Below are 26,845 nucleotides of genomic sequence, written 5' to 3' on the forward strand. Positions count from 1 at the left end.
GCAGTTACTTGCTGTCCGCGGGTTGCTTGCGTTCGACGGCTCTGAGCCGCACGGACGCCGCCCGCGGGTTGGCCGCCACCTCGGCCGCGTCGGGGAGCTCGGCTCCCCTGGTGAGGACTCTCAGCTCCGGCTCGCTGCCCGCCGGCACGAACGGCAGCTCGACCGGCACCGTCGACCGCGACCGCCCGGCGATCGCCTGTTTGACCAGGCGGTCCTCGAGCGAGTGGTACGACAGCACGACCATCCGGCCGCCCGGCTTCAGCGCGTCGAGCGCCGCCGGCAGCGCCCGCTCGAGCACGGCGAGCTCGCCGTTGACCTCGATCCGCAGCGCCTGGAACGTGCGTTTGGCCGGGTGCCCGCCGGTCCGCCGCGCCGGCGCCGGGATCGAGTCCCGGACCAGCTCGGCCAGCCTGGCGGACGAGTTCAGCTCCCCCTTGCCGCGCTCCCGGAGGATCGCCTGCGCGATCCGGGAGGCGAACTTCTCCTCCCCGTACACCCGCAGGACGCGGGCGAGATCGCCGTGGCTGTAGGTGTTGACCACCTCGGCCGCGGTGACGCCCCGCGTCTGGTCCATCCGCATGTCCAGCGGCGCGTCCTGGGCGTAGGCGAACCCACGGTCGGCCTCGTCGAGCTGCATCGACGACACCCCCAGGTCGAACAGCGCTCCGTCGATCCCCTCACCGTCCAGCACCTCCTCGAGCTCGTCGTAGACGGCGTGCACGAGGCGGGTCCGGTCCGCGTACGGCGCCAGCCGCTGCCCCGCGAGGCGCAGCGCCTGGGTGTCGCGGTCCAGGCCGAGCAGCCGCACCTCCGGGTGCGCCAGCAGCACGGCTTCGGCGTGCCCACCGAGGCCGAGCGTGGCGTCCAGGTGCAGCGCGCCCGCGCGGTCCAACGCCGGGGCGAGCAGCTCGAGGCAGCGCTCGAGCAGCACGGGAACGTGAATGTCCCGCTCCCCCATCGTCGACCCCCTACCGCGGCGGGTTCGCGGCCCGCCGTCGTGCTGAACGTTGCTGTTCCCTGTGCTCCGGTGAGCTGAAACGTGATTCACGTCCTGCTTCGCGGGTCGGCGGCGGCTTCCGGTGCGCTGCCGCGCATTCCGTGCGGTGCTGTGCTCCGGCGCGCTGCCGTGCCTGATCGCGCGCCGCGGTGCATTTCGGTGCGGTAGTGCACGAGCGCCGTACCGCCAGCTCCCCATCCGCTCGCTCCGCCCTGGCGCCGGGGAAGTGGCGTCAGGACCTTGGAGCGGCTGGAGAGCTCGCGGCACGGCGTCCGACTGGGTGCCTGCAGATGGACCTCACAGCCCGCCCGGCAGCACCCCCTCCTCGATCCCGGCGAAGTCGTCTTCGCTTTCGGCAAGGTAGGTGTCCCATGCCTGGCGGTCCCAGATCTCCACCCTGGTGCTCGCGCCGATCACGACGAGCTCGCGGTCCAGCCCGGCATACTCGCGGAGATGCGGCGGGATGGTGACCCGACCCTGACGGTCGGGGACCTCGTCGTGAGCACTGGCGAAGAACACCCGGCTGTAGGCCCGGGCGGCCTTGTGGGTCATCGGTGTCGCACGAAGCTGTTCGGCGATCCGGGCGAACTCAGCGCCGGGAAACACGTAGAGACAGCGCTCCTGCCCCTTGGTGATCACGACACCTCCCGCCAGCTCATCCCGAAACTTGGCCGGCAGGATCAACCGGCCCTTGTCGTCCAGGCGGGGAGTGTGGGTGCCGAGAAACATCGACATCCACCCCTTCCCACCGCGAACGGTCCCCCCGGGGCCGGCCGAGCCCCCCGGCTCCGCCATCGCGCTCCACTGTACTCCACTTCCCTCCACCGTCAACGAGAAAACACCAGAAGTGACATCGGCGTGCATGAAGAAATCCCACGTCAAACGGGGTGCGCCGGGGTGGAGGGCGGTTGGCCGACCGGTCACCCATACGGTCGGTTCGGCTGATCGTAAATGTGGACAAACCGCCTATGAGGTCGAACTTCGCCGGTGCTTTATGGCTCCGTTAAGGTCATCCGCGGCGCTGTTGCGGATTCGGTGGAGGGAAGTGGAGCGTTCTGGGACGAGCGGTGGGATGAGCCCGCGGTCGGTTGTCGGACGGTGGACGGCGTTGGGCGAGTGATCCGTGGCAGGTAGGGTCTGCGGCATCGCCGGAAGACAGTGGAAGTGAGATGACGGACCACAAGCTCCCGATGCGGGCGAAGCTCGCCACATCGTTGTCGCGCGGCGCTGCCGCACTGTCCCGCGCCACCGGCCGGGGTGACGGCTCCGTCATCGGCGGCCGGCTCGCCCTGATGGTCGACCCCAACCTCCTCGCCGAGCTCGCGGCGGGCCGGGAGATCGCCCTGATCTCGGGCACCAACGGCAAGACCACCACGACCCGGCTCACCGCGGCCGCCATGGGCGTGCTCGGCGACGTCGCCACCAACAGCCTCGGCGCCAACATGCCCACCGGGCACACGTCGGCCCTGGCGAAGGCGGGCGCCACGCCGTATGCGGTGCTCGAGGTCGACGAGCACTACCTGAAGCAGGTCCTCGACGCGACCCGCCCGAGGGTCGTCGCGCTGCTCAACCTCAGCCGCGACCAGCTGGACCGGGCCAAGGAGGTCGCGATGATGGCGGCCCTGTGGCGCGACGCGCTGCCCGGCCGCGACCTGCACCTCGTCGCCAACGCCGACGACCCGATGGTGGTGTGGGCGGCGGGCAAGGCGGTCGCCTCCGGCACCGGTGTCACCTGGGTCGCCGCGGGCCAGCGCTTCCACGACGACTCGTGGGTGTGCCCCGAGTGCGGCGCCTCCATCTTGCGCAACGGCGACCAGTGGGCCTGCGTCGCCGGCAACCTGAGCCGGCCGGTGCCGACCTGGGCCGTCTCCGGCGACGGGGTCGTCGACAGCACCGGCGCCTATCACCACATCGAGCTGCAGCTGCCCGGCCGGGTCAACCGCGCGAACGCCGCGACCGCCCTCGCCGTCGCCGCCCACTTCGGCGTCCCCCCGGCGAAGGCCGTGCCCGAGCTGGCGAAGGTCGCCTCGATCGCCGGCCGCTACGCGGTCGTCGAGCGCGACGGCAGGGTCGTGCGCCTGCTGCTGTCGAAGAACCCGGCGGGCTGGCTCGAGGCCTTCGACATGGCCGACGACGTGCCGACACTGCTGTCCATCAACGCCCGCGACCCCGACGGCCTGGACACGTCGTGGCTCTACGACGTGGACTTCTCGCCCCTGCGCGGGCGGCGCGTCCTCGTCACCGGCGACCGGGCCATGGACCTCGCCGTCCGGCTCGAGGTCAACGAGGTGCCGTTCGAGCACGTCAAGTCGTTCTCGCAGGCGCTGACGCTGATCCCGCCGGGCCGTCTCGAGGTCATCGCCAACTACACCGCATTCCAGGACATCCGAGCGGAGCTGGACCGTGTCAACTGAGTCGCGCCTGCGCCTGATCTGGCTGTACCCGGACCTGCTGTCCACGTATGGCGACCGGGGCAACCTGCTGATCCTGGCCCGCCGCGCCGACCTGCGCGGCCTGCCGGTCGAGTGCGGCGAGGTCCGCGCCGACCAGGCCGTGCCGTCCGACGGCGACGTGTACCTCATCGGCGGCGGCGAGGACGGCCCGCAGGCCCTGGCCGCCCAGCGCCTGATCGCCGACGGCGGCCTGCGCCGGGCCGTCGACCGGGGCGCCACCGTCTTCTCCGTGTGCGCCGGCTACCAGCTGCTGGGCAACTCCTTCTACGCCAAGGGCGCCAAGTGCGCGGGCCTGGGCCTGCTCGACCTGGACTCCGACCGCGGCGAGACCCGCGCCGTCGGCGAGCTGGCCGGCGAGTGCGACCCGGCGCTGGGCCTGCCGACCCTCACCGGCTTCGAGAACCACGGCGGCCGGACCCACCTCGGGTCCGGCGTCCGCCCCCTGGCCCGGGTCACCGCCGGCATCGGCAACGACGGCCGTTCCGAGGGCGCCTGGCACGGCCGGATCCTGGGCACGTACTCCCACGGCCCGGCCCTCGCCCGCAACCCCGGCATCGCCGACCTGCTCCTGCGCTGGGCCACCGGCATGACCATGGAGCCGATCGACGACCGCTGGCCGACCCGCCTCCGCGACGAGCGCCTCGCCGCCGTCCTCAACAAGTAGTCGCCGCACACGCGAAGGGCGCCCCCGGAGAACCGGAGGCGCCCTTCGTCGTGCTCGATCTGGACGACGATCTAGACGACGACCGAGACCATGCGGCCCTGCACGACGATGACCTTCTTCGGGGTCTTGCCGGCCAGCTGCGCGGCGACCTCGGCCAGGGCGGCCTCGCGGACCGCCTCCTCCGGGGCGTCGGCGGCGATCTCGAACGTGCCGCGGACCTTGCCGTTGACCTGCACCGGGTACTTCACCGACTCGGCGACCAGGAACGCCGGGTCGGCGACCGGGAAGTCCGCGTAGGCGATCGACGACCCGTTGCCCAGGCGCTGCCACAGCTCCTCGGCCAGGTGCGGCGCGAACGGCGAGACCATCCGCACCAGCGGGTCGACGACCTCGCGGGGGGCGCCGGACGGGGAGACCTGGGTGGCGCGGTTCGTCAGCTCGATCAGCTTCGCGATCGCGGTGTTGAAGCGCATCTCCTCGATGTCGACCCGGACGCCGTCGATGACGCGGTGCAGCAGGCGGCGGGTCTCGTCGTCCAGGGCCGCGTCGGTGACGCGGGTGGCGTCGGTCTGCTCGTCGACGACCAGTCGCCAGACGCGCTGCAGGAAGCGCTGCGCGCCGACGACCGCGCGGGTCTCCCACGGGCGGGACACGTCCAGCGGGCCCATGGACATCTCGTAGACGCGGAAGGTGTCGGCGCCGTACCGCTCGCACATCTCGTCGGGCGTGACGACGTTCTTCAGCGACTTGCCCATCTTGCCGTACTCGCGCTTCACCGGAGCGTCGTTGTAGAAGAACTGCCCGGGTGAGCGCTCCTCGACCTCCTCGGCGGGCACGTAGACGCCGCGCTCGTCGGTGTAGGCGTAGGCCTGGATGTAGCCCTGGTTGAACAGCTTGCGGAAGGGCTCCTCGCTGCTGATGTGGCCCAGGTCGAACAGCACCTTGTGCCAGAACCGCGCGTACAGCAGGTGCAGCACGGCGTGCTCGACGCCGCCGACGTACAGGTCCGCGCCGCCGACGTCGCCGGGCTTCTGCGGGCCCATCCAGTACCGCTCGTTGTCGGCGGCGACCATGTCGTCCTTGTTGGACGGGTCCAGGTAGCGCAGCTCGTACCAGGACGAGCCCGCCCACTGCGGCATGACGTTGGTCTCGCGGGTGTACGCCTTGGGCCCGTCGCCCAGGTCCAGCGTGACCTCGACCCATTCCTTGGCGCGCGACAGCGGCGTCTCGGGCATGCTGTCGGCGTCGTCGACGTCGAACGTCCGCGGCGAGAAGTCCTCGACCTCGGGCAGCTCGACGGGCAGCATCGAGTCGGGCAGGCCGATCGGCAGGCCGGTCTCGTCGTACACGATCGGGAACGGCTCACCCCAGTACCGCTGCCGGCTGAACAGCCAGTCCCGCAGCCGGTACGTGATGGCGCCGACGCCGTGCCCCTCGGCCTCCAGCCACTCGATGATCCTGGCCTTCGCCTCGACGACACCCAGGCCGTCCAGGAAGGAGGAGTTGATCGCCGGGCCGTCGCCGGTGAAGGCCTTCCCGTCGAAACCGTCGGTGGGCCGCACCGTCCGGATGATCGGCAGGTCGAAGACCTCGGCGAACTCCCAGTCGCGCTCGTCCTGGCCGGGCACCGCCATGATCGCGCCGGTGCCGTAGCCGGCCAGCACGTAGTCGGCGATGAAGACGGGGACGCGCGAGCCGTTGACCGGGTTCACCGCATACGCGCCGGTGAAGACGCCGGTCTTCTCCTTGGCGTCGGCCTGCCGCTCCACGTCGGACTTCCCCGCCGCGAACTCGCGGTAGGCGGCGACCGCCGCACCCGGGGTGGCGTGCCCGCCGGTCCAGACCTGCGGGATGCCGTCCGGCCAGGCGGCGGGGACCAGCGAGGAGACCAGCTCGTGCTCCGGGGCCAGCACCATGTACGTGGCGCCGAACAGCGTGTCGGGGCGGGTCGTGAACACCCGGATCGCGGCACCGGTGTCGGTGCCGAAGTCGACGTGCGCACCCCGGGACCGGCCGATCCAGTTGCGCTGCATGGTCTTGACCTTCTCCGGCCAGTCCAGCCGCTCCAGGTCGTCCAGCAGCCGGTCGCCGTACGAGGTGATCCGCATCATCCACTGCCGCAGGCTCCGCTTGAACACGGGGAAGTTGCCCCGCTCGCTGCGCCCGTCGGGGGTGACCTCCTCGTTGGCCAGCACCGTGCCCAGCCCGGGGCACCAGTTGACCGGCGCCTCGGAGATGTACGCCAGCCGGAACCCGTCGATCACCTCGCGCCGCTCGACCGGCGTCAGGTCGGCCCACGCGCGGCCGTCCTCCGGCACCCGCGAGCCGGATTCGAACGAGGCGATCAGCTCGTCGATCGGCCGGGCCTTCTGCGCGTCGGTGTCGAACCAGGAGTTGAAGATCCGCAGGAAGATCCACTGGGTCCAGCGGTAGAACTCGGTGTCGGTGGTGGCGACGCTGCGGCGGTCGTCGTAGGCCAGCCCCAGCCGGCGCAGCTGGCCACGGTACCGCTCGACGTTGGCCTCGGTGGTGACCCTCGGGTGCGTGCCGGTCTGCACCGCGTACTGCTCGGCGGGCAGGCCGAACGCGTCGAACCCCATGGGGTGCAGCACGTTGTAGCCGGCCATGCGGAAGTACCGGGTGTAGCAGTCGGTGCCGATGTAGCCCAGCGGGTGACCGACGTGCAGCCCCGAGCCGGACGGGTACGGGAACATGTCCATCACGTACAGCTTCGGCGCGCCCGCGCGCGGGTGGCTCGGGTCGCTGAGCGGGCCGGTCGGGTTCGGCGCGTAGAAGGTGCTGTGCTCCGACCAGTAGTCCTGCCAGCACGCCTCGATGTCCGTCGCCATCGCCGCCGTGTAACGGTAGGGCGGGATGTCGACCGCTCCGTCGGTCACAGCCTCACTCATGACTTCTCGCCGCCTTCGGGTCTCGGGTGTCCAACATTGTCCGGGCATGAAAAAACCCCTCACGCAGGAGGGGTCGCCGTGCGGACGCAGTCAGTGCGTCAGCACGGCTCGCTAAGAAGCCGGACAGCCCATGTCATGCCTCGGAGTGTACCGCAGGGTCCGCGCCCGCTCGCAGCGCGTTTGGACCGGGCCCGGGCGAGCGGCGCGGTGGTTCAGTCGCGGACGGCGGCCGGTACACCACCGGAGCACCGCACCTCGAACCGCAGGCGCTGCCCGGCCAGGCTGAACTCCACCCGCGACTTGTTGCGCGGCCCCGCCTGCAGGGAGACCAGGCTGCCACCGGCGGCGGGCTCGGCGCCGGTCACGTTGACCTGGTCGCCGGCGCACGCCGCGACGACGACCCCGCCGGACGTGCCGATCCTGACGGGCGGCCCCTCCACCGGGGTGGTCTGTCCCCTGCCGGTGTTGCCGGTGTGCCCGGGGTTTCCGTTCCCGTTCGCGGCGTCTGTACCGACTGGGCCGCCGCCGCCCGATCCGCCGGCTCCGCCGGACGTGCCGCCGCTCTGACCACCCGCACCGGCGCTCTGGCCGGCGTCCGCCGGGGTGACCGGGGTGTCCAGGGTGTCCGGCGAGCCGGTCGCGGCCGGCGCGCCGCGGGCCGCCCCCACTGTGACCTGCGGCTCGCTGGGCGGGCGGCGCAGCGCGAACGTCACCAGCAGCGCGGCCACCGCCACCACGACCGCCATCCCGGCGAGCACCCGCCGCCGCTCACCCGCGCCGTCACCGACCGCGCCCGTCGCGCGCTCTTCCCCGGCCGGCGCGACCGGGACGGGGTCGACCGGGGCGGGGTCGACCGGGGCGGTGGCGTCGCCGATGGCCGTGGTGCCGTCCGTCCGGGCCGCTGCTCCGGCGGCCGTCAGCTGCGGCGGCACCGCCGGTACCAGATGCAGCTCTTCGGCATTTGGACGCGGCGACACGCCCGCCGCCTCGGCGAGCACGGCCGCCGCCTCCTCCGCGGACGGGCGGGCCGCGGGCGCCTTGACCAGGCAGCGCATGCACAGGTCCCGGACCTGCGGCGGCACGCCCGGCAGGTCGGGCAGCGGATCGGGTGCGACGGTCACGTGCGAGCGCAGCATCTGGGCGGTGGTCTCGCCGTCCCACGGCAGGCGGCCGGTGAGGCACCGGTAGAGCAGCATCCCGAACGCGTACACGTCGCTGGCGGGCACCGCCTCGTCGCCGACGAGCCGCTCCGGCGCGAGATAGGCGGGCGTGCCGAGGACCAGGCCGGCGTCGTCGAGGCCGCCGTCCGGTTCGCCGTGGACGCCGACGATGCCGAAGTCGAGGAGCTTCGCCGCACCCGGGGTGAGCACCACGTTGCCGGGTTTGACGTCGTGGTGCACGAAGCCCTCGGCGTGCGCGGCGGCCAGGCCGGCGGCGACCTCGGCGCAGACCCGGATCGCCGCGGCGGGGCTGAGCGGGCCCGCGGTCAGCCGCTCGGCGAGCGTCGGCCCGCGCAGCAGCTCCATCACGACGAACGGGCTGCCGCCGGCGGTCTCGCCGTAGTCGTAGACACCCGCGACGTTCGGGTGCGAAAGGCTCGCCGTGGCCCGCGCCTCGGTCCGGATCCGCTGGCGCCAGGCGGGGTCGGCGGCGAACGGGCCGGCGAGGACCTTGACGGCGACGGCCCGTCCGAGGACCTCGTCGCGGGCGTCCCAAACGACCGACATGCCGCCTTCGCCGAGCCGGTCGGCGAGGCGGTAGCGACCGTTGAGGAGCTGCCCGACATTCTGCTCCTCGTGCATGGGTCCAGTCTGCCGGAATCGGCGCCGGCCGCATCCCGGCAGATCCGTTTGTTGGACATTTGCGGGGGTACGTGCGGCTCGCCGCGGGCCTGCGGAAAAAACGTCGCGGACAGTCACGGCCGTGATGTCCGGAATGACGTTTTCCGGTGCGGCGCAGTGTGCAATCCCCGGCTAGCCTGAGGGGATATAAACGGCTCGGCTTGCCAACGTTTCCGTGCAACCGGGCGGTCCACCTACGGGTCTATCACCTAACGGTGGCCACAGCAGGAAACGAGGAGGCCAGTTGACCAGGCACCGCACGTTCGAGGAGCTCGGGGCCCCACTCCCCAGCCCGGAGTTCCGCGCCGCGACCGATGCGATCGTCGCCAACATCGAGCAGGTCATCGAGGGCAAGACCGCCACTGTGCGGCTCGCGCTCGCCGTGCTGCTCGCTGAGGGCCACCTCCTCATCGAAGACGTACCCGGCGTCGGCAAGACCAAGCTCGCCAAGGCCCTGGCGAAGTCGATCGACTGTTCGGTCCGGCGTATCCAGTTCACGCCCGACCTGCTGCCCAGCGACGTCACCGGCGTCAGCGTCTACAACCAGGAGACGCGCGACTTCGAGTTCAAGCCGGGCGCGGTGTTCGCCAACATCGTCGTCGGCGACGAGATCAACCGGGCCTCGCCGAAGACGCAGTCGGCGCTGCTGGAGAGCATGGAGGAGCGGCAGGTCACGGTCGACGGCGCGACCTACCCGCTGCAGGTCCCGTTCATGGTCATCGCCACGCAGAACCCGATCGAGATGGAAGGCACCTACCCGCTGCCGGAGGCGCAGCGCGACCGGTTCACCGCCCGGATCGCGATGGGCTACCCCGACATGGGTGCCGAGCTCGCGATGCTCGACGTGCACGGCCGCCACGACGCGCTCGACGACATCCTGCCCGTCTCCGACGCCACCCAGGTCCGCCGCATGATCGCCACCGTCCGTGACGTGCACGTCGCCGACGCGGTGAAGCAGTATGCGGTCAACATCGTCACCGCCACCCGCGAGTCCGGCGAGCTGCGCCTGGGCTCGTCGCCCCGCGCGACGCTGCAGCTGCTGCGCACGGCCCGCGCCGTCGCCGCCCTCGAAGGGCGCGAGTTCGTGCTCCCCGACGACCTGCAGGCCCTGGCCGTGCCGGTCCTCGCGCACCGGGTCATCCCGACCGCCGAGGCGCAGCTGTCCCGCCGCACCACCGACGCGATCATCGCCGAGCTCGTCCACCGGCTGCCGCTGCCCTCGGACCGGCAGCCGCGCTCCCCGTATGACACCCGACCGGCCGACCGCACCCAGCCGCGCGGGCAACAGTTCGGGGGTCGCTGAGCATGCGGGAGGCGCTGCGGGGGCTCACCACCCGGGGCCGTAGCTTCCTGGCCGCCGCCGCAGCGGCCCTCATCGCGTCGCTGATCCTGGGCGAGCGCGACCTGCTCCGGGTGGCGGTGCTGCTCGCGGCGCTGCCGCTGCTGTCCGCCGCGTATGTGGGCCGCACCCGGTACCGGCTGTCCTGCAGCCGCACCCTGGACCCGCACCGGGTGCAGGTCGGCGCCAGCGCGCGGGTGATCCTCCGCCTGCAGAACCTGTCCCGCCTGCCCACCGGCACGATGCTGCTCGAGGACCGGCTGCCGTATGCGCTCGGCAGCCGGCCGCGGCTGGTGCTGGAGAAGCTGGGCGCGCACCAGGCGAGCTCCGTGGCCTACACGGTGCGCGCCGACGTCCGCGGCCGGTATGAGGTCGGCCCCCTGGTCGTGCGGCTCACCGACCCGTTCGGGCTGTGCGAGCTGACCAGGGCGTTCCCGTCGGTCGACCGGCTCACCGTCATCCCGCAGGTCGTGCCGCTGCCGTCGGTGCGTCTCGCCGGCGAGTTCGCCGGCTCCGGGGAGAGCCGCGCCCGGTCGGTGGCCGTGCACGGCGAGGACGACGCCGCGACCCGCGAGTACCGCTACGGCGACGACCTGCGCCGGGTCCACTGGCGCTCCACCGCCCGGACCGGCGAGCTCATGGTCCGCCGCGAGGAGCAGCCGTGGGAGAGCCGGGCGACGGTCGTGCTCGACACGCGCTCCACCGCCCACCGCGGCGAGGGACCGACCGCCAGCTTCGAGTGGGCGGTGTCCGCCGCGGCCAGCGTCGCGGTGCACCTGCGCCACGCGGGCTACAAGATGCGCCTGGTCACCGACGCCGGGGTCGACGTCGACGCGACCGAGATCGACGGCGACGGTCCTCTGCTGGATCAGCTGGCCGATGTCAGGCTGGCGCAGCGCGGCGACATCGGCACGCTCATCGAGCGGGTCCGGCGGCGCAGCGACGGCGGGCTGATCATCGGCATCTTCGGGCTCCTGTCGTCGGCGGAGGCCGAGCTCCTGGCCGGGTTCCGGTCCAACAACGCGACCTGCGTCGCCCTGTTCATCGACTCCTCGACGTGGCTCAACCTGCCGACGGCGGCCCGCGAGGAGGCCGACAAGGCCCACGGTGTCGCCTCCCTCGCGCTGCTGCGCAGCGGGTGGCGGGTCGTCGAGGTCCCGCACGGTGCGAAACTGCCGGCACTGTGGCCACAAGCCGGGCGGGGGTCGCAGGGCTTCGCCTGGCGGGCCGCGTCGGCCGAGAGCGTCGCCGGAGGCGTGCGGTGAACCAGCGCAAGCACCTGACCCTGATCGCTGCGGGGTCCGCCTACCTGTCGGCGCTGCCGCTGTTCAACGTCTTCGAGGAGATCACCTGGGCGGTCCGGGCGTTCCTCGTCGTGGCCGCCATGTGCGGCGTGGCGCTGCTGGTCCGCAGCCTGCGGGCGCCGACGTGGGCGCCGAGCGCCGCGATGGCGGTCGCCGCGCTGTTCGGGCTGACCTGGCTCTACCCGAGCTCCAGGGAGTACATCGGGATCATCCCCTCCCCCGACACGCTCAAGCACTTCGGCCAGCTGCTGAGCACCGCGTCGACCGAGATGAGCGAGTTCGCGACGCCGGTCGGTGACCGGCCCGGCTTCCTGTTCCTGGCCACGCTCGGCGTCGCGGTCGTCGCCCTCGTCGTCGACCTGTTCGCCGTCGTGCTGCGCCGCCCGGCCCTCGCCGGCCTGCCGATGCTCGCGATCTACTCGGTGCCGGTCACCGTCACCGCCGAGAGCACCAGCTGGCTGCCGTTCGCGCTCGGCGCCGTCGGGTTCCTGTGGCTGCTGGTCACCGACAACGTCGACCGGGTCCGCCGCTTCGGCCGCCGCTTCACCGGCGACGGCCGCGACGTCGACCTGTGGGAGCCCTCGCCGCTCGCCGCCGCCGGCCAGCGCCTCGGCGCGGTCGGTGTGATCGCGGCCGTGCTGCTGCCGCTCGTGCCGTTCGCGATGCCCGCCGGCGTGATCGACTCGATCGGCGCCGGCGCGGGTGGCGGCGGGATCGGCCCCGGCGGCAAGAACGGCAAGCAGGTCAGCATGTTCGCCCTGCTCTCCGGGCAGCTCAACCGGGACAAGTCCTTCGACATGGTCAAGGTGACCAACGTCAGCAACGACCCCAACCCGTACTACCTGCGCTTCAACGTGCTCGAGGAGCTCACCAGCAAGGGCTTCAACGCCAAGCCGATCACCGGCGGCAAGAGCGTCAGCGCCGGCCTGGCCGCCCCGGGCTGGAACGGGTCCGTGAAGACCACCACCCACAAGGCCAGCATCGAGGTCACCAACGAGCTGGCGATCTACTTCCTGCCGATCTACACCTGGCCGACGAAGCTGGAGAAGATCGACAACAACTGGTCCTTCGACCCGAACACCGCCGTCGTGTACTCCAGCAAGCAGACGACGGCGAAGAAGAAGTACACGGTCGAGTACACCCGCCCCGAGATCAGCCCGGACGACCTGCGCAAGGCCGCGCCGATCAAGGAGAACGACCCGGCGGTGCACGGCACCCTGACCGTCCCGGCCAACAACACCGTCAAGGACAAGGTCGCCGAGCTCACCAAGGGCAAGACCACGGAGTACGACAAGGTCAAGGCGATCTACGAGTACTTCTCGCAGGCCAACGGCTTCGTCTACGACACGAGCACCGGCTCGGACACCAGCGGCTCGGCCATCGCCGACTTCCTCAAGAACAAGCGCGGCTACTGCGCCCAGTACGCGGCCGCCTTCGGCTGGCTCCTGCGCGAGGCGAAGATCCCGTCCCGGGTCGCCTTCGGCTTCGCCCGCGGCGGCACCCGCCAGGGCCAGACGATGACGCTCACCAACTTCAACCTGCACGCGTGGACCGAGGTGTACTTCCCGGGCTACGGCTGGCTGCCCTTCGACGCCACGCCCCCGCAGGCGATCGGCGGGTCGGTCTCCACGTCGTACCTGCCCAACGCCGCCAGCGAGCAGATCGACCCGGCCGACGAGAACCTCCGCAACCGCCCCGGCGGCGCCCCGAGCAGCAGCGCCGAGGCCGCCCCCGCCGGCGACAGCGGCAACAACCCCGGCAACGTCGGCGGCGTCGGCCCCGAGACGCAGGACGCCACGCTGATCTCGGTGCTCGCCGTCGGCGGCGCCTGGCTCCTGGGCAGCCTGCTCGTCGTGGCGCTGCTCCTGTCCCCGGCCCTCGTCCGCAACCGCACCCGCCGCACCCGCCTGACGGCCGCGGCCGCGGCCAAGGACGTGTCGGGCGGCCCACCCCCCGAAGGCGCCCCACCGGGCGTCATGGTCCTGCTCGCCGACGACGGCGAGGCCCGCTCCCAGGCCCACCACGCCTGGGACGAGCTGGTCGACACGATGGTCGACTACAACGTCTCCGTCGACGACGCCGAAACCCCCCGCGCCACGGTCACCCGCCTCGTCACGAAGGAACGCCTCCGCGACAAGGCCGAGCAGGGCGTCCGCCTGCTGAGCACCGTGGAGGAGCACGCCCGCTACGCCCGAACCCCCCTGACCGGCGGCCAGCTCCGCTCAGCCGTCGACGACGTCAGGACCGCGTTCGCCGCCCGCGCCACCCGCAAGACCCGCATCCTGGCAGTCCTCCTGCCCCCGTCGGTCCTGCGCCGCTGGCGCGCCACCACCACCCAACGCTCCAGCAACGCCACCGTGGCCGTAGGCCGAGCCTGGGACAAACTCATGCGCGCCATCAGCGTCCGCCGCTTCGTAGCCCGCCGCGCCGACCGCTGACCCACCCTTGCCCACCAGGCGCCCCGGACCCCTCCACCCGTCCGGGGCGCCACTCTTCACCCCCACCCACCCCACCGCGACAGCAACGTGACCGGAACAGCCCCGCCTGAGCACAGCCACAGCGACGGGGACAGGGACAGCCCCGGCCAGGCAACAGCCCCCGACGACAGGGGGGCCAGCCAAAGCGACGGGGACGGGACAGCCCCCGGCCCGGCGACAGCCCCGGCCAGACGGACAGCCACGACCCAGGCAACGGAGACGGGCACGGGGCAGCGACGGCCTAGGCGACAGGGACAGCCCAGGCGATAGCCCAGGCCACGGCGACGGGGACAGCCACAGCCCCGCGACAGCGCCCACTGCGACCACGCCCGCGCACCGGCACCATTGCCCCCGCCGCCATCACCGCTGATCAACGCCCTGCTCCGGCACGGACAGCGACCGCCATGACCTGGTCCCCCCGCAACCACACCGGCAGGACACTCACCGACGCGATGATCCAAGGCCGGATCTGGCCACGCCGACAGCCAGAACCATCCTTCGATCAACCCACCAACGCCACCCTCACCGCCGCAACGCCCCTCGACACGGCGATCAGGGGACACGACCAGCCCCGCCGACTCCCGGCACCATCCTCTGATCGACCCACCACGCGACGACCAGCGCCGCGAGTGCCGCACCCCGGTCCAGCGCTCAACGGCTGATCACCCTCAATCCGGCCGCCGACGCGAAGCCACTGTCCGCGCCCCACCGTGCCACCTGCCCCGGCCCAGCGTGCCGGCCAACTGCCCCCACCCGAACGTCACCGACGCACCCAACGCCCACCCACCATCAGGCTCACCGAAAACCGACCCGCGACCGAATCACAGGCCGCCGCCAGAAGAGCCTGCGGCCCGGGACAACGCGCCTGGCCAGACTGCGGCACAGGATGACCCGCGCCGTGCTGGTCCCGTGGACAAGACGTCCGGGCGGATAGCTCTGGGCGGGTTGCCGGGGGTGAGCTGTGGGCGAGGGGTGATCTGAAGGGTGAGCCCACAGCTCAGGTGCGACGCAGGCCAGGGCACGACGCAGGCCAGGGCTCAACCCACACCAGACACGACGCGGCGCAGGCAAGGCGCGGCGCAGGAGCGAGACAGCCCGCCCCGAGGTGCGGGGCGGGCTGGGCAGGGTGTGGGGCGGTCGATGGAAGTGTCCTGCGCGCTGGGCAGACGGGTGGGCGCGTCGACGAGGAACCCGTGTCGACGCGCCCTTGCCTGGCCCGGTGGGGTCAGGCGTCGCCTTCAGGGCGGCGGCGCCAGCGCTCTTCCAGGCGGTCGACCAGGCCGCCCCTGCGCTGCTGCCGGGTACGGCGTGTGGCCGTGCCGCCGACGGCGTGCAGGTCGGTGCTCTGTCCGCGGCGGTACGCCTGGACGCCGAAGACGAGGGCGCCCAGCATGACGACGAAGCCGCCGACGCCGAGGGGTGGGATTGAGATGGCGACGCCATAGACCAGTAGCGCCATGCCGGCGAGTAGGAGCACCGCGGCGGCGATCATCCGACGCTTGGCATGGAACCGCGGGTCGGTGGCTCGCACCGCCGAGGCAAACTTGGGGTCCTCGGCTAGCGACCGCTCGATCTGCTCGAACAGCCGCTGCTCGTGTTCCGAGAGCGGCACGGCACTCCTCCCCGGTCGCGAAGGTCGACCCTGATGGACCGACAGTCCGGCACAGCCCGTCGGGCTGCGTACTGGCAAGTTTACGAGGGGCTCACCGGGTCGGAAAGCGGGACGATGGTCCGGCCGTGCCGATTTTCCGTCGAGTCGTGCTCTATCTGCCCCCATTGTGGCGTGTCGGCGGTCCGGAAGGTGGGTCGGGGGCGGGTGCGGCGCCGTTGCCGTCGCCGCGGAGGCCGTCGCCGCGCAGGAGGCTGGCGGGCTTGACGAGGCCCGCGCCGAAGCGGGCGGCGACCGCGTCGGCGGCGCGTTCGGCGTCGCGCCAGCCGTGGTCGCGCTCACCGAGCGTCATCTGGCGTGGCGCTCCGTCAGCGGAGGAGAGGCTCTCGACGCGGACGCCGATGAGGCGGATGCGCTCGCCAGGGCGGGCGGAGGTGAACAGGGCCCACGAGATCTCGAAGATCTCCCGGGCGACGTCGGTCGGGATGTCTACGGTCCGTGACCGACTGAGCGTCTGGAAGTCGGCGAGCCTGATCTTGACCGCGATGGTGCGGCCGGCCTGGTCGGCGTGGCGGAGGCGCTGGGCGACCTTGTTGGACAGGGCGAGCATCGTGCGTCGGATGATTGACAGGTCGCTGACGTCGACGTCGAACGTGGTCTCGGCGCCGATCGACTTCTCCACGTGGTCGGGAATCACCCGTCGGGGGTCACGCGCCCACGACAGCTCGTGCAGATGGTGGGCGGCGGCGTCGCCCACGGCGGCGCGGAGCATGCCGAGCGGGGCGGCGGCGAGGTCGCCGACGGTCTTCAGGCCGAGCCGCTGGAGAGTCTCGGCGGTCCGGTCGCCGACGCCCCACAGGGCGCTGACGGGCAGCGGGTGCAGATACCGCAGGGCCAGGGCGGTCGGGACGACGGCCATGCCGTCGGGCTTGGCGCGGGTCGAGCCGAGCTTCGCCATGAACTTCGTCGAGGCCACCCCCACGGAGCAGGTCAGCCGCTGCTCGGTGGCGACCCGGCGGCGGATCAGGGCGGCGATCTCGGCGGGGCGGCCGAGCAGCTTGCGGGCGCCGGCGACGTCGAGGAACGCCTCGTCGAGCGACAGCGGCTCGACCAGCGGCGTCACGTCGCGGAAGATCGCCATGACCGCGCGGGACGCCTCCGTGTAGGCGGCGAAGTCGGGCGGCAGGAAGACGGCATGCGGGCAGAGCCGCTGCGCCCTGCTGCCGGGCATGGCGCTGCGCACCCCGAACCGGCGGGCCTCATAGCTGGCGGCGGACACGACGCCGCGCGGCCCCGCGCCGCCGACGATGACGGCCTTGCCGCGCAGCTCCGGGCGGCGGCGGATCTCGACCGACGCGTAGAACGCGTCCATGTCGACGTGCAGCACCGTGCAGCCGGTGTCGTCGGCGTCGGGACCGAACTCCCCCGCACCCGAACCGTCCCTCGGCACCACCTGGCTCCGCCCCATGTCCGCACTCTAGCCAGACCCCCCGACAAAAAGCGGCAAGCCAGACCCGGCAAGAACGGCAAGCCAGATCCCGGCAGGCAATCGGCGGCGTTTGACGGGAAGTTAGGATTGCCTTACCTTCCTGGGATGGCCCTCCTCGCGCTGACGTCGCCGCTGGCGCCCGTCGTCGCGGCCGTGGAAGGCCTCAGGCTCCAGCATCCGGACCTCGTCCGCTGCATCGCACGGGGGTTGATGACCAGCGGCGGCGACGGCTGGCGCCCCGGCACGGACCGGTGCGCCCTCGCCGTGCTCCTGGTCGCGGGCTGGACCAGGGCGCGCAGGGTGCCGCTGCCGGCCTGCGGCGAGACGTTCCTCAACCAGGCCGGCCAGCTCGGGATCCGCCGGGCACGGGTGGCGGTCCTGTGCGACGACCCCGTCGCGGGAGCGCCCGGCGTGGTGGTCGCCGCGTCGAGGCACGAGCTGCTCCAGATCGTCCTGGAGCACGCGGTCGACGCGGGGCCGGAGCTGCGGAGCACACTCCAGAAGCTGAAGGCCTAGCTGCGCACCACCAGCAGCGGGATCTGCATCTCCGCCGCCGTGCTCGACCCGTGGAACGCCACCATCTTCGTATACCGCAGCGGCTCGTGCTCCGTGGCCATGATCGCCCACCGCTCGTGGCAGATGACGACCACGTCGCCGACGCGGGCGAGGTGCTGCTGCGGGATCGGCCCGAACCAGCCTCCCGCGACCGCCTCGTCGCGGCTGAGCACGGTGGCCCGGTCCCCGAGGACCCCCCGCCAGGTGGCGATGACGTCGTCGTGCGCGCCGGGGACGGCGTGCAGATACCGCACCCGGGGCTCACCCGCGACGACCGCGACGCCGGCCCGCAGCCGGGTGTCCTGGTCGAGATCGAGGCGCCGGTCGGCGGGGATGTCGACCTGCCCGTGGTCGGCGGTCACGACCAGCGCCGAGTTGGGCGGCAGCCCGTCGACGAGGCGGGTGAGGAGCCGGTCGGCGTCAGCGACGGCCGTCCGCCACTCGCCGGTCCCGATGCCGAAGTCGTGCCCGGCGCGGTCGACGTCGGGCAGATACCCGTACACGAGGCGGGAGGACCGCAACGCGAACAGCATCGAGGCCGCGACCTCGTCATAGGCGATCCCGGCGCCGAACCGGGCGCCGCGGTAGGCGGACACGGACAGGCCGGTCCGCTCGAACTTCGGGTTGCTGACGACGGTGGGGGCGAGCCCCGCGTTGCCGGCCCGGGTGAACGCGGTCGGCAGCGGCTGCCACTGCGCGGGGTCGGGCTGGTCCTCCCAGTGCAGGTGGTTGACGAGCTTGTCGGTGCCGGGCTGGTTGAGCACGATGCCGACGATGCCGTGGGCGCCGGGCGGGGCACCGGTGCCGAGGGTGACGAGGCTGACCGGGGTCGTCGACGGGAAGCCGGCGGTGATCGAGCGGGCGGTGCCGAGCCGGCCGCCGAGGAAGTCGGTGATCGTCGGCGCGTGGGGCGCGGCGACGCCGAGCTGGTGCCAGCCGAGCCCGTCGAGGAGCAGCACGGCGACCCGGTCGACGCCGGCGAGGGCGGCGCCGAGGCCGAGGGCGTCCCGCTCATACGGCATCCCGAGGACGCTCAGCACGCTGGGCATGACCTCGGCGAGGCTCGCCTGCCCGTAGCGGGGTGCGACGGGGTCGAGCGGGCCCATCAGTGTCTCCTGCAGAGCAGGTGCAGCTGGGTGGCGATGTCCCGGTAGGGCGGGGTGCCGGCGAGGGCCAGCTCGAACGCCTGCAGCGCCTCCGGCTCGCTCTCCGCAACGCTGCCGGGCACCAGGTCGGCGATGATCCGGACGCCGTGGATCTGCTCGACCTCGAACCCGCCGCCGGTCAGCAGGGCCGTGGCGGTGCCGACGTCATAGCGCCGGCTGAGCCGGTCGCGGGTGTCGCCGCGCCCGTCGGGGCTGGCGACGAGCAGCGACGCGGCGGCGAGGTGCCCGCCGATCGCCCTGGCGAGGACGGCGGCGGCCCGGTTGGCGACGACGACGCTGGCGGCGCCGCCGGGGCGCAGGGTCGCGGCGAGCGCGGTGACGACCTTGTGCGGGTCGTCGACCACCTCGAGCATGCTGTGGCACAGCACGAGGTCGACGCTGCCGGGCGGGACGAGGTCGGCGAGGCCGTCGCCGTCGCCCTGCACGGCGGTGATCCGGTCGGCGACGCCGGCCTCGTCGGCCCGCCTGGTGAGCGCGGCGAGGGCGTCGGGGCTGGGGTCGACGACGGTGACGGCGTGCCCGGCGCGGGCCAGCGGCACGGCGAACCCACCGGTGCCGCCGCCGACGTCGAGGGCGGTCAGGGGGTGGTCGGCCGCGGCGATCTCGCGTCGCAGGACCTGCCAGACCACCGCGGTGCGTGGCGACGCCACTGAGGACTCCACCCCCCGACCTTAATACCCACCTACGACACAACCGGCAGGTATACCTGCCCGCCCGACGCGACGAACTCCTCGGACTTCGCCTGCATCTCCAGCGACAACGACTGGCTGATCTTCATGGAGCAGAACTTCGGGCCGCACATCGAGCAGAAGTGCGCCGTCTTCGCCGCCGACGCCGGGAGCGTCTCGTCGTGGTACGAGCGCGCGGTGTCGGGGTCCATCGCCAGGTTGAACTGGTCCTCCCAGCGGAACTCGAACCGCGCCTTGGACAGCGCGTCGTCCCACGCCTGCGCCCCGGGGTGGCCCTTGGCGAGGTCGGCGGCGTGCGCCGCGATCTTGTACGCGATGACGCCGGCCTTGACGTCGTCGCGGTTCGGCAGCCCGAGGTGCTCCTTCGGCGTGACGTAGCAGAGCATCGCCGTGCCGTACATGGCGATCATGGCGGCACCGATGGCGCTGGTGATGTGGTCGTAGGCGGGCGCGACGTCGGTGGTGAGCGGTCCGAGCGTGTAGAACGGCGCCTCGTGGCACCACTCCATCTGCAGGTCCACGTTCTCCTTGATCTTGTGCATGGGCACGTGGCCGGGGCCCTCGATCATGACCTGCACGTCGTGCTCCCACGCCACCTTCGTCAGCTCGCCCAGGGTGCGCAGCTCCGCGAGCTGCGCCTCGTCGTTCGCGTCGGCGATCGAGCCGGGGCGGAGCCCGTCACCGAGGGAGAAGGCGACGTCGTACCGGGCGAAGATCTCGCACAGCTCGGCGAAGTGCGTGTACAGGAAGTTCTCCTCGTGACGCGCCAGGCACCAGGCGGCCATGATCGAACCGCCCCGGGAGACGATGCCCGTGACCCGGCCGACGGTCATCGGCACGTACCGCAGCAGCACCCCGGCATGGACGGTCATGTAGTCGACGCCCTGCTCCGCCTGCTCGATGACCGTGTCGCGGTACGCCTCCCAGGTCAGCTTGAGCGGGTCGCCGCCGACCTTCTCCAGGGCCTGGTAGATCGGCACGGTCCCGATCGGCACCGGCGAGTTGCGCACGATCGCCTCGCGGGTGGCGTGGATGTGCTTGCCGGTGGACAGGTCCATGACCGTGTCCGCGCCCCACTTCGTCGCCCAGGTGAGCTTCGCGACCTCCTCCTCGACGCCGGAGGAGACCGCGGACGTGCCGATGTTGGCGTTGACCTTCACCAGGAAGCGGCTGCCGATGACCATCGGCTCGCTCTCGGGGTGGTTGACGTTGTTGGGCAGGATCGCCCGCCCGGCCGCGATCTCGTCGCGCACCAGCGACGGGTCGACATCCTCGCGGATCGCCACGAACTCCATCTCCGGCGTGATGATCCCCTGCCGCGCGTAGTACAGCTGCGTCCGCTCTCCGCCATGATCGCCGCTGCGCGCGGCGATCCACGGCGCGCGCAGCGGCGGGAGGCCCGTGGGCGGGTCGTTCAGCGGGCCGCTGGTGTCGTAGAGGCGCACCGGTGGGTTGCCGCCGCTCAGCTCGACCTCGGCGAACGGCACACGGATGTCGTCGCGGGACCCCTGGACGTGGACCTTGCGCTTCATGGCGCATCCTTTCGTGGGCTGTGGGCATGGCGAAGCGGGCACGCCATGAGGCGCACCTGTTCGCGTTTTCGGCAGATGTACTGAGCGAGCGGGCCGGACCAGAAGATCCGCGGGCCGGACCTGGTGGGTTACGGAAGCGGGCCGGAGAAGGGACCCCACGCGAGCGGACCGTGCCCGGCGCCGAGCCGCCAGCCGGACGAGGCGCTCAAGGCCGACTGCACGTACTGCTTCGCCCCGGCGAGCGCCTCGGCGAGAGGCTCCCCGAGCGCGAGCCGGGCCGCGGTCGCCGCCGCGAACGTGCACCCGGTGCCGTGGTTGTTCGCGGTGTCGACCCACGGCAGCGACAGCAGCTCGACGGTGTCGCCGACGCAGACGACGTCGACGGCGTCGCGGCTGCCGCGCAGGTGGCCGCCCTTCACCACGACACACTTCGGTCCGGTCGCGGCGAGGTCCTGGGCGGCCTTGATCGCGTCGTCGACGTCGGTGACGTCCCGGCCGAGCAGCACCGACGCCTCCCGCAGGTTGGGCGTGACGACGGCGGCGTGCGGGAAGAGCAGGTCGAGGTACGCGCGCTCGGCGTCCCGGGTGAAGAGCCGGTCCCCGGACGACGCGACGAGCACCGGGTCGACGACGAGGCCGGGCAGCCGCGGCGCGTACGACGCGACGAGGGCGACGGTCTCGGGTGTGGCGAGCATGCCGGTCTTGACGGCGGCGACGGGCAGGTCGGCGAGGACCGCGTCGAGCTGCGCCCCGACGAACCCGGGGTCGACGGCGGAGATCCCCCGCACGCCGACGGTGTTCTGAGCAGTGAGTGCGGTGATCACACTGGTGCCGAAGACCCGGTGCGCGGCGAACGTCTTCAGGTCCGCCTGGATCCCCGCACCCCCACCGGAGTCGGATCCCGCGATCGTCAGGGCGACACTCGGGTTCACGCCGCCACCTCCGCTGCGCTCCGGCCCGGTCACGCCGCCACCTCCGCTGCGCTCCGGCGTCGGCCTGACCTCGAGACTGCGCCCATGGTGCCCGGCCCTCCGCTGCGCTCCGGCCCGGTCACGCCGTCATCAGCTCCTTGACGAACCTCGCGGGGTCGTCGGCGCGCATGACGGCACCCATGACGGCGACGCCCGCGGCTCCCTCGTCGAGGCAGTCCCGGACCCGCGCCGGCGAGTCGACGCCGCCCAGGGCGTACACCGGCAGCGGGACGACCAGCGCCATCCTGGCGAGCGCGGCCAGGCCCAGCGGGGGGCCGTAGCCGGGCTTGGACCGGGTCGGGAAGATCGGCGACAGGGTCGCGAACCCCACCTTCGCCTCGGCCGCGGCGAAGAGCTCCGCCTGGTCGTGGCACTTGCGGTACGCGGCCGTGTCCTCCGCCAGCACGAGCCGGCCCTTGACGCCGTCGAGCATGCTGCGGAGCCGGTCGGCGAGGTCGGCGCGGGCCCCCGCGGGCAGGTCCTGCTCGCCGAGGACGACCAGCCGCGCGCCGCCGTCGATCGCCCGGTTGACCACCTCGTCGAGCGGCCGGTGCGCCTGCCGGCGGTCGGTGAACAGCACCAGCCTCGTCACCATGGCAGTCCCCCCATCGGGCTCGAGGCGGTCGCGTACAGGCGGCGCGGGATCCTCCCGGCGGTGTGTGCGAGCCGGCCCGCCTCGACGGCGAGCCGCATCGCCTCCGCCATGCGCGCGGGGTGTTCGGCGCGGGTGACCGCGGTCGCGAGCAGCACCCCGTCGCAGCCGAGCTCCATCGCCAGCGCCGCGTCGGAGGCGGTGCCGATCCCGGCGTCGAGGATGACCGGCACGGCCACCTTCTGCCGGATCAGCGCGATGTTGTGCGGGTTGCGGATGCCGAGGCCGGAGCCGATGGGCGCGCCGAGCGGCATGACCGCGGCGCATCCGGCGTCGGCGAGGCGCTGGGCGAGGACCGGGTCGTCGGTGGTGTACGGCAGGACCGTGAACCCGTCCTCGACGAGCCGCTCCGCGGCGGTGACCAGCTCGACCGCGTCGGGCAGCAGCGTCTCCTCGTCGCCGATGACCTCCAGCTTGACCCACGCCGTGTCGAACGCCTCCCTGGCCAGGTGGGCGAGCTTCACCGCCTCGGTCGCCGTGTAGCAGCCGGCGGTGTTGGGCAGCACCCGCACGCCGCACCGTTCGACGACGTCGAGCAGCGACGGCGCGCCCGGGTCGAGCCTGCGCAGCGCGACCGTGACAAGCCCGGTGCCGCTGGCCCGGATCGCGGCCTCGAGCGCGGCGTGGCTGGTCGCCCCGCCGGTGCCGAGGATGAGCCGCGACGGCAGGTCCTCCCCGGCGATGCTGAGCTTCGCGCCGTCGCCGTTGCCGGCGGCACTACTGAGGCCGCCGATGGCGCCGTTGCCGAGGTCAGCCACCTTGGACCGCCGTGAGGACGTCGATGGTGTCGCCGTCGACCGGCCTGGTCCCGGCCCAGTCGGCCCTCGGCACGACGGACCCGTTCAACGCGACGGCGACGCCCCGCGGGTCGGCGACCCCGGCGAGGCCACGGACGACGTCGGCGACGGTCGCGGTGTCGTCCACATCGGCGGCGACCGCGTTGACCACGAGCTGCATACGGCTCACTCCTGACTCCCTGCGCCGGCATGATCCGGATCAGGTTCGACGGTCGGGGGCTGACAGCCCCCCTCTCAGCCCGGTCATACCGGACTCCCGTGGGGTACGAGCTGACCATAACCCCGGCGCGGTCCTCAGGTAAAGCGGCCCACCCCGTATGCGCTGATGTCCACATCCGTCGATCCCTTGGTGACCAGGTCGGCGACGGCGTGCGCGGTGACCGGCGCGAGGAGCACCCCGTGCCGGTAGTGACCGCCCGCGACGTACACGTTCCCGTGCGGGTGCCCTTCGAGCCGGCCGAGGATCGGGGCGTTGTCCGGGGTCCCGGGCCGCAGGCCGGCGAGGGTCTCCGCGAGCGCCAGCTCGGCGACCCCCGGCAGCAGGTCCGCGGCCGGTCGCAGCAGGTCGAGCACCCCACCGGCGGTCACCGTCGTGTCGGCACCGCGCTCCTCCTCCGTCGCCCCGACGACCAGCTCCCCGTCGGCGCGCGGCACCAGGTACACGTGCCGCCCCAGCGCGACGCCCCGCACGACGTGCGTGAGCAGCGGCTCGGCCCCCCGCAACCGGAGCAACTGTCCCTTCACCGGCCGCACCGGCAGCCCGGTCAGCCGCCCGATCCCGATCCCATTCGCGATGATGATCACATCGTCCCGCAGGCTGGACAGATCCTCGACGTCCCGCTCCACCCACGTGACCGGCAGCCGCTCCGACCGCAGCGCCGCGAGCAGCAGCCGCGGGTCCACCTGGTGGTCCCCGGCCGCCTTCGCCCCGCCGCGCACCCGCGGGCTGAGCATCGGCTCCAGCTCCCGGAGCTCCCGCCCCCGCAGCGGCTCGACCGGCAGCCCCGCCCGCAGGTAGTAGTCGACGAGCCGCCGCACCTCGGTGAGGTCGTCCTCGGTGAGCGCGACGAGCAGCGTCCCCTCCGTCCGGTACCCCAGCGGCATCCCGGTCGCCGCGCTCAGCTCGGCCGCGAACCCGGGCCACCGCCGCATCGACTCGAGCATCAGCCCCTGCAGCGCCTCCTCCCCGAAGTTCGCCTCGGCCGCCGGCGCCAGCATCCCCGCCGCGACCCGGCCCGCCCCCCGCCGCGGGTCCCGGTCGTACACGGTGACCTGCTCCCCACGCCGCGCCAGCTCCCACGCGACGCTGAGCCCGACGATCCCTCCCCCGACGATCCCGACCTTCACGCCACCCCTCCAGCCGGACCCTGCCCCGACGCCGCATGCCCACCGGCGTGGCCGGCGCCCAGCGAGCGCGGCAGACCGCCCTCCCCAGACGGACGGAGGCCGTCACCTTCGAACGGGCGAGACCCGCCGCCTCCCCCGGATAAATCCAGACGCAAGCGCCCGGATTTATCCGACATTTCGCTTTTGTCCGGCGAAGGAGTGGCGGTCGAAGCGGTCATGGGATCGGGCGGGGAAGGTGGTGTCGGGAGGGAGGCCGTTGACGGAGGGGCGGCGGCGAGGACGGCGGCGAAGGCGGCGGCCGCCGCGGCGGCCGGGTCGGGGGCGGCGCTCATCGCGCCGACGACGGCGACGGCGTGGGCGCCCGCCGCGAACAAGGTCGCGGCGCGGGACGGGGTGACGCCGCCGATCGCGATGACCGGGACGTCGACCGCCTCGACGACGGCGCGCACGCCGGAAGGGCCGATGGCGGCGGGGAGGCCGGTCTTCGTGGTGGTCGAGTACGCGGGGCCGACGCCGAGATAGGAGGCGCCGTCGGCGACCGCCTGGCGGGCCGAGACGGGGTTGCGGGCGGTCGCGCCGAGGATCGCGTGCGGGCCCAGGACCCGGCGGGCGGCGGACACGGGCAGGTCGTCGGCGCCGACGTGGGCGCCGTCGGCGCCGGCGGCGAGGGCGATGTGCAGGCGGTCGTTGACGAGGCAGACGGCGCCCGCGGCGCGGCAGAGGGCGACGACGCGCAGGGTCAGCTCGTACGCCTCGCGGTCGGTGACGCTGTCCTCGGGGCGGACCTGGACGACGGTGAAGCCGGCGGCGAGCGCATGCCCGACGACGCCGAGGACGTCGCGGCCGGGCCGGGTATCGGTGATGAGATGAAGTCGTCCTAGCACCGCGATAGTTTTTCAGACATGAAGCAGGTGCGACTTGGCCGGACCGGGCTGAAGGTCTCCGAGATCTGTCTCGGCATGATGAGCTACGGCGATCCCGCGTGGCGTGACTGGGTGCTCGACGAGGAGGCCGCGGACCCGTTCGTGCGGCGTGCCGTCGAGGCCGGGATCACGTTCTTCGACACCGCCGACGTCTACTCCCTCGGCGCCAGCGAGACCGTGACGGGGCGGCTGCTGGCGAAGTACTTCCCGCGCCGCGACGACTACGTGCTGGCCACCAAGGTGTACAGCGTGATGAGCGACCGGCCAAACGACTCGGGGCTGTCGCGCAAGCACATCCTCGCCGGCATCGACAACTCGCTGCGGCGGCTCGGCGTCGACCACGTCGACCTGTACCAGATCCACCGCTTCGACCCGGAGACCCCGGTCGAGGAGACCATGGCGGCGCTGCACGACGTCGTGCGGTCGGGGAAGGCCCGCTACATCGGCGCTTCCAGCATGTACGCGTGGCAGTTCGCGAAGATGCAGCACACGGCCCGGGCCAACGGCTGGACGGAGTTCGTGTCGATGCAGAACCACTACAACCTCGTCTACCGCGAGGAGGAGCGGGAGATGCTGCCGCTCTGCGCCGACCAGGGCATCGGCGTCATCCCGTGGAGCCCCCTCGCCAGGGGCATGCTGGCCGGCAACCGCGGGCGCGGCGACGAGCGGCGCACGACGAGGGCCGCGAGCGACGCGTTCAGCTCCATGTACACCGACGACGACTTCGCCGTCGTGGACGTCAACGCGGAGGTGGCCGGCGAGCGCGGGGTCGCCCCGGCGCAGGTGGCGCTCGCGTGGCTGCTGTCCAGGCCGGTCGTCACGGCGCCGATCGTGGGCGCGACGAAGCTGTCGCACCTGGAGGACGCGATCGCCGCGACCGAGCTGACCCTGGACGAGAAGGAGATCGAGCGCCTCGAGGCGCCGTACGTGCCGCACCCTGTATTGGGTCACTGAAAACGGCGAACGGCCGGCCCTCTGAGGGCCGGCCGTTCGTGGGCGAACTCAGTTGGAGGCGACACCCAGCGCGGCGCTGCCACCGTCGGTGTGCAGCTGCGTGGCCGAGGCGAACGAGCTGTCGAGGCGCGCCTGCAGGGCCTCGAGCTCGTTGTACTCCGACGCCGACGAGTGCTC

The 26,845-nt window shown here is 72.5% G+C and carries 21 protein-coding genes, 1 pseudogene and 1 riboswitch; of the genes and pseudogenes, 7 read left to right on the forward strand and 15 right to left on the reverse strand.

Translation table 11 applies throughout. The features are described 5' to 3' along the window. Positions 1–4: 4 nt before the first annotated feature. Both rsmH and mraZ read right to left on the reverse strand, forming a co-directional pair. Entirely contained in the window at positions 5–958 is a 954-nt protein-coding gene (gene rsmH, locus ABZ321_RS31735) for a 16S rRNA (cytosine(1402)-N(4))-methyltransferase RsmH (protein ID WP_354898078.1), read from the reverse strand. A gap of 336 nt (positions 959–1,294) precedes the next feature. Beyond that, positions 1,295–1,726 (reverse strand): division/cell wall cluster transcriptional repressor MraZ, encoded by a 432-nt coding sequence (mraZ, locus tag ABZ321_RS31740; RefSeq protein ID WP_344504031.1) that lies wholly within the window; start codon positions 1,724–1,726, stop codon positions 1,295–1,297. A gap of 440 nt (positions 1,727–2,166) precedes the next feature. Here mraZ and ABZ321_RS31745 point away from each other — a divergent pair, with 440 nt between their 5' ends. After that, the gene (locus tag ABZ321_RS31745; RefSeq protein WP_344503914.1) at positions 2,167–3,411 is read left to right on the forward strand and encodes a MurT ligase domain-containing protein; all 1,245 of its coding nucleotides are present in this window, start codon (positions 2,167–2,169) and stop codon (positions 3,409–3,411) included. Beyond that, on the forward strand, positions 3,401–4,114 hold the full coding sequence (locus ABZ321_RS31750) for a glutamine amidotransferase (RefSeq protein ID WP_344503913.1): 714 nt from the start codon (positions 3,401–3,403) through the stop codon (positions 4,112–4,114). The genes ABZ321_RS31745 and ABZ321_RS31750 overlap by 11 nt, the downstream gene beginning before the upstream one ends. Before the next feature lie 71 nt (positions 4,115–4,185). Here ABZ321_RS31750 and leuS read toward each other — a convergent pair whose 3' ends face one another. Together leuS and ABZ321_RS31760 are read right to left on the reverse strand one after the other, a co-directional pair. After that, positions 4,186–7,023, reverse strand: coding sequence for a leucine--tRNA ligase (leuS, locus tag ABZ321_RS31755; protein WP_344503912.1), 2,838 nt, complete (start codon positions 7,021–7,023; stop codon positions 4,186–4,188). A 212-nt stretch (positions 7,024–7,235) separates the two neighbouring features. Then, positions 7,236–8,825, reverse strand: a complete 1,590-nt coding sequence (locus tag ABZ321_RS31760) for a serine/threonine-protein kinase (RefSeq protein ID WP_354898083.1) — start codon at positions 8,823–8,825, stop codon at positions 7,236–7,238. 283 nt (positions 8,826–9,108) lie between these two features. Between ABZ321_RS31760 and ABZ321_RS31765 the strand changes: the two genes are divergently transcribed. The 3 genes from ABZ321_RS31765 to ABZ321_RS31775 are packed head-to-tail and all read left to right on the forward strand — an operon-like array spanning position 9,109 to position 13,945. Beyond that, entirely contained in the window at positions 9,109–10,167 is a 1,059-nt protein-coding gene (locus ABZ321_RS31765; RefSeq protein ID WP_344503910.1) for a MoxR family ATPase, read from the forward strand. Between the two features lie 2 nt (positions 10,168–10,169). Next, the gene (locus ABZ321_RS31770; protein ID WP_344503909.1) at positions 10,170–11,468 is read left to right on the forward strand and encodes a DUF58 domain-containing protein; all 1,299 of its coding nucleotides are present in this window, start codon (positions 10,170–10,172) and stop codon (positions 11,466–11,468) included. Next, positions 11,465–13,945, forward strand: coding sequence for a DUF3488 and transglutaminase-like domain-containing protein (locus ABZ321_RS31775; protein ID WP_354898086.1), 2,481 nt, complete (start codon positions 11,465–11,467; stop codon positions 13,943–13,945). The genes ABZ321_RS31770 and ABZ321_RS31775 overlap by 4 nt, the downstream gene beginning before the upstream one ends. A gap of 1,264 nt (positions 13,946–15,209) precedes the next feature. Here ABZ321_RS31775 and ABZ321_RS31780 read toward each other — a convergent pair. Continuing rightward, positions 15,210–15,596 (reverse strand): DUF3040 domain-containing protein, encoded by a 387-nt coding sequence (locus tag ABZ321_RS31780; RefSeq protein WP_344503907.1) that lies wholly within the window; start codon positions 15,594–15,596, stop codon positions 15,210–15,212. Positions 15,597–15,747: 151 nt separating this feature from the next. Further along, positions 15,748–17,061: a DNA polymerase IV gene (locus ABZ321_RS31785; protein WP_344503906.1), complete on the reverse strand. Its 1,314-nt coding sequence runs from the start codon at positions 17,059–17,061 to the stop codon at positions 15,748–15,750. 126 nt (positions 17,062–17,187) lie between these two features. Here ABZ321_RS31785 and ABZ321_RS31790 point away from each other — a divergent pair, with 126 nt between their 5' ends. Continuing rightward, the gene (locus tag ABZ321_RS31790; protein ID WP_344503905.1) at positions 17,188–17,598 is read left to right on the forward strand and encodes a hypothetical protein; all 411 of its coding nucleotides are present in this window, start codon (positions 17,188–17,190) and stop codon (positions 17,596–17,598) included. On the opposite strand, the gene ABZ321_RS31795 is transcribed toward ABZ321_RS31790, so the two are convergent. The 9 genes and pseudogenes from ABZ321_RS31795 to thiE all read right to left on the reverse strand — a co-directional run. Further along, the gene (locus ABZ321_RS31795; protein WP_344503904.1) at positions 17,595–18,743 is read right to left on the reverse strand and encodes a nucleotide pyrophosphatase/phosphodiesterase family protein; all 1,149 of its coding nucleotides are present in this window, start codon (positions 18,741–18,743) and stop codon (positions 17,595–17,597) included. The two genes, ABZ321_RS31790 and ABZ321_RS31795, sit on opposite strands and share 4 nt — an antisense overlap. Beyond that, positions 18,743–19,465, reverse strand: a complete 723-nt coding sequence (locus ABZ321_RS31800) for a methyltransferase domain-containing protein (protein WP_344503903.1) — start codon at positions 19,463–19,465, stop codon at positions 18,743–18,745. The genes ABZ321_RS31795 and ABZ321_RS31800 overlap by 1 nt, the downstream gene beginning before the upstream one ends. Positions 19,466–19,485: 20 nt before the next feature. Continuing rightward, entirely contained in the window at positions 19,486–21,024 is a 1,539-nt protein-coding gene (thiC, locus tag ABZ321_RS31805) for a phosphomethylpyrimidine synthase ThiC (protein ID WP_354898091.1), read from the reverse strand. Between the two features lie 128 nt (positions 21,025–21,152). Further along, positions 21,153–21,956 (reverse strand): bifunctional hydroxymethylpyrimidine kinase/phosphomethylpyrimidine kinase, encoded by an 804-nt coding sequence (gene thiD / locus ABZ321_RS31810; RefSeq protein WP_354898094.1) that lies wholly within the window; start codon positions 21,954–21,956, stop codon positions 21,153–21,155. Positions 21,957–22,074: 118 nt separating this feature from the next. Next, entirely contained in the window at positions 22,075–22,590 is a 516-nt protein-coding gene (locus ABZ321_RS31815) for a thiamine phosphate synthase (RefSeq protein WP_344503900.1), read from the reverse strand. Continuing rightward, on the reverse strand, positions 22,584–23,330 hold the full coding sequence (locus ABZ321_RS31820) for a thiazole synthase (protein ID WP_344504030.1): 747 nt from the start codon (positions 23,328–23,330) through the stop codon (positions 22,584–22,586). The genes ABZ321_RS31815 and ABZ321_RS31820 overlap by 7 nt, the downstream gene beginning before the upstream one ends. A 67-nt stretch (positions 23,331–23,397) precedes the next feature. Next, the gene (gene thiS, locus ABZ321_RS31825) at positions 23,398–23,604 is read right to left on the reverse strand and encodes a sulfur carrier protein ThiS (protein ID WP_344504029.1); all 207 of its coding nucleotides are present in this window, start codon (positions 23,602–23,604) and stop codon (positions 23,398–23,400) included. Continuing rightward, a riboswitch (TPP riboswitch) is annotated at positions 23,603–23,713 on the reverse strand. Its footprint overlaps the gene before it by 2 nt. 25 nt (positions 23,714–23,738) lie before the next feature. Further along, positions 23,739–24,791, reverse strand: a complete 1,053-nt coding sequence (gene thiO / locus ABZ321_RS31830; protein ID WP_354898097.1) for a glycine oxidase ThiO — start codon at positions 24,789–24,791, stop codon at positions 23,739–23,741. Between the two features lie 293 nt (positions 24,792–25,084). Continuing rightward, positions 25,085–25,681, reverse strand: a pseudogene (gene thiE, locus ABZ321_RS31835) (thiamine phosphate synthase); the annotation flags it as partial. A gap of 12 nt (positions 25,682–25,693) precedes the next feature. Here thiE and ABZ321_RS31840 point away from each other — a divergent pair. Further along, on the forward strand, positions 25,694–26,668 hold the full coding sequence (locus ABZ321_RS31840) for an aldo/keto reductase (protein ID WP_344503898.1): 975 nt from the start codon (positions 25,694–25,696) through the stop codon (positions 26,666–26,668). Positions 26,669–26,845 lie beyond the last annotated feature (177 nt).

This window comes from Dactylosporangium sp. NPDC006015 (assembly GCF_040614215.1).
GTDB lineage: Bacteria > Actinomycetota > Actinomycetes > Mycobacteriales > Micromonosporaceae > Dactylosporangium > Dactylosporangium maewongense.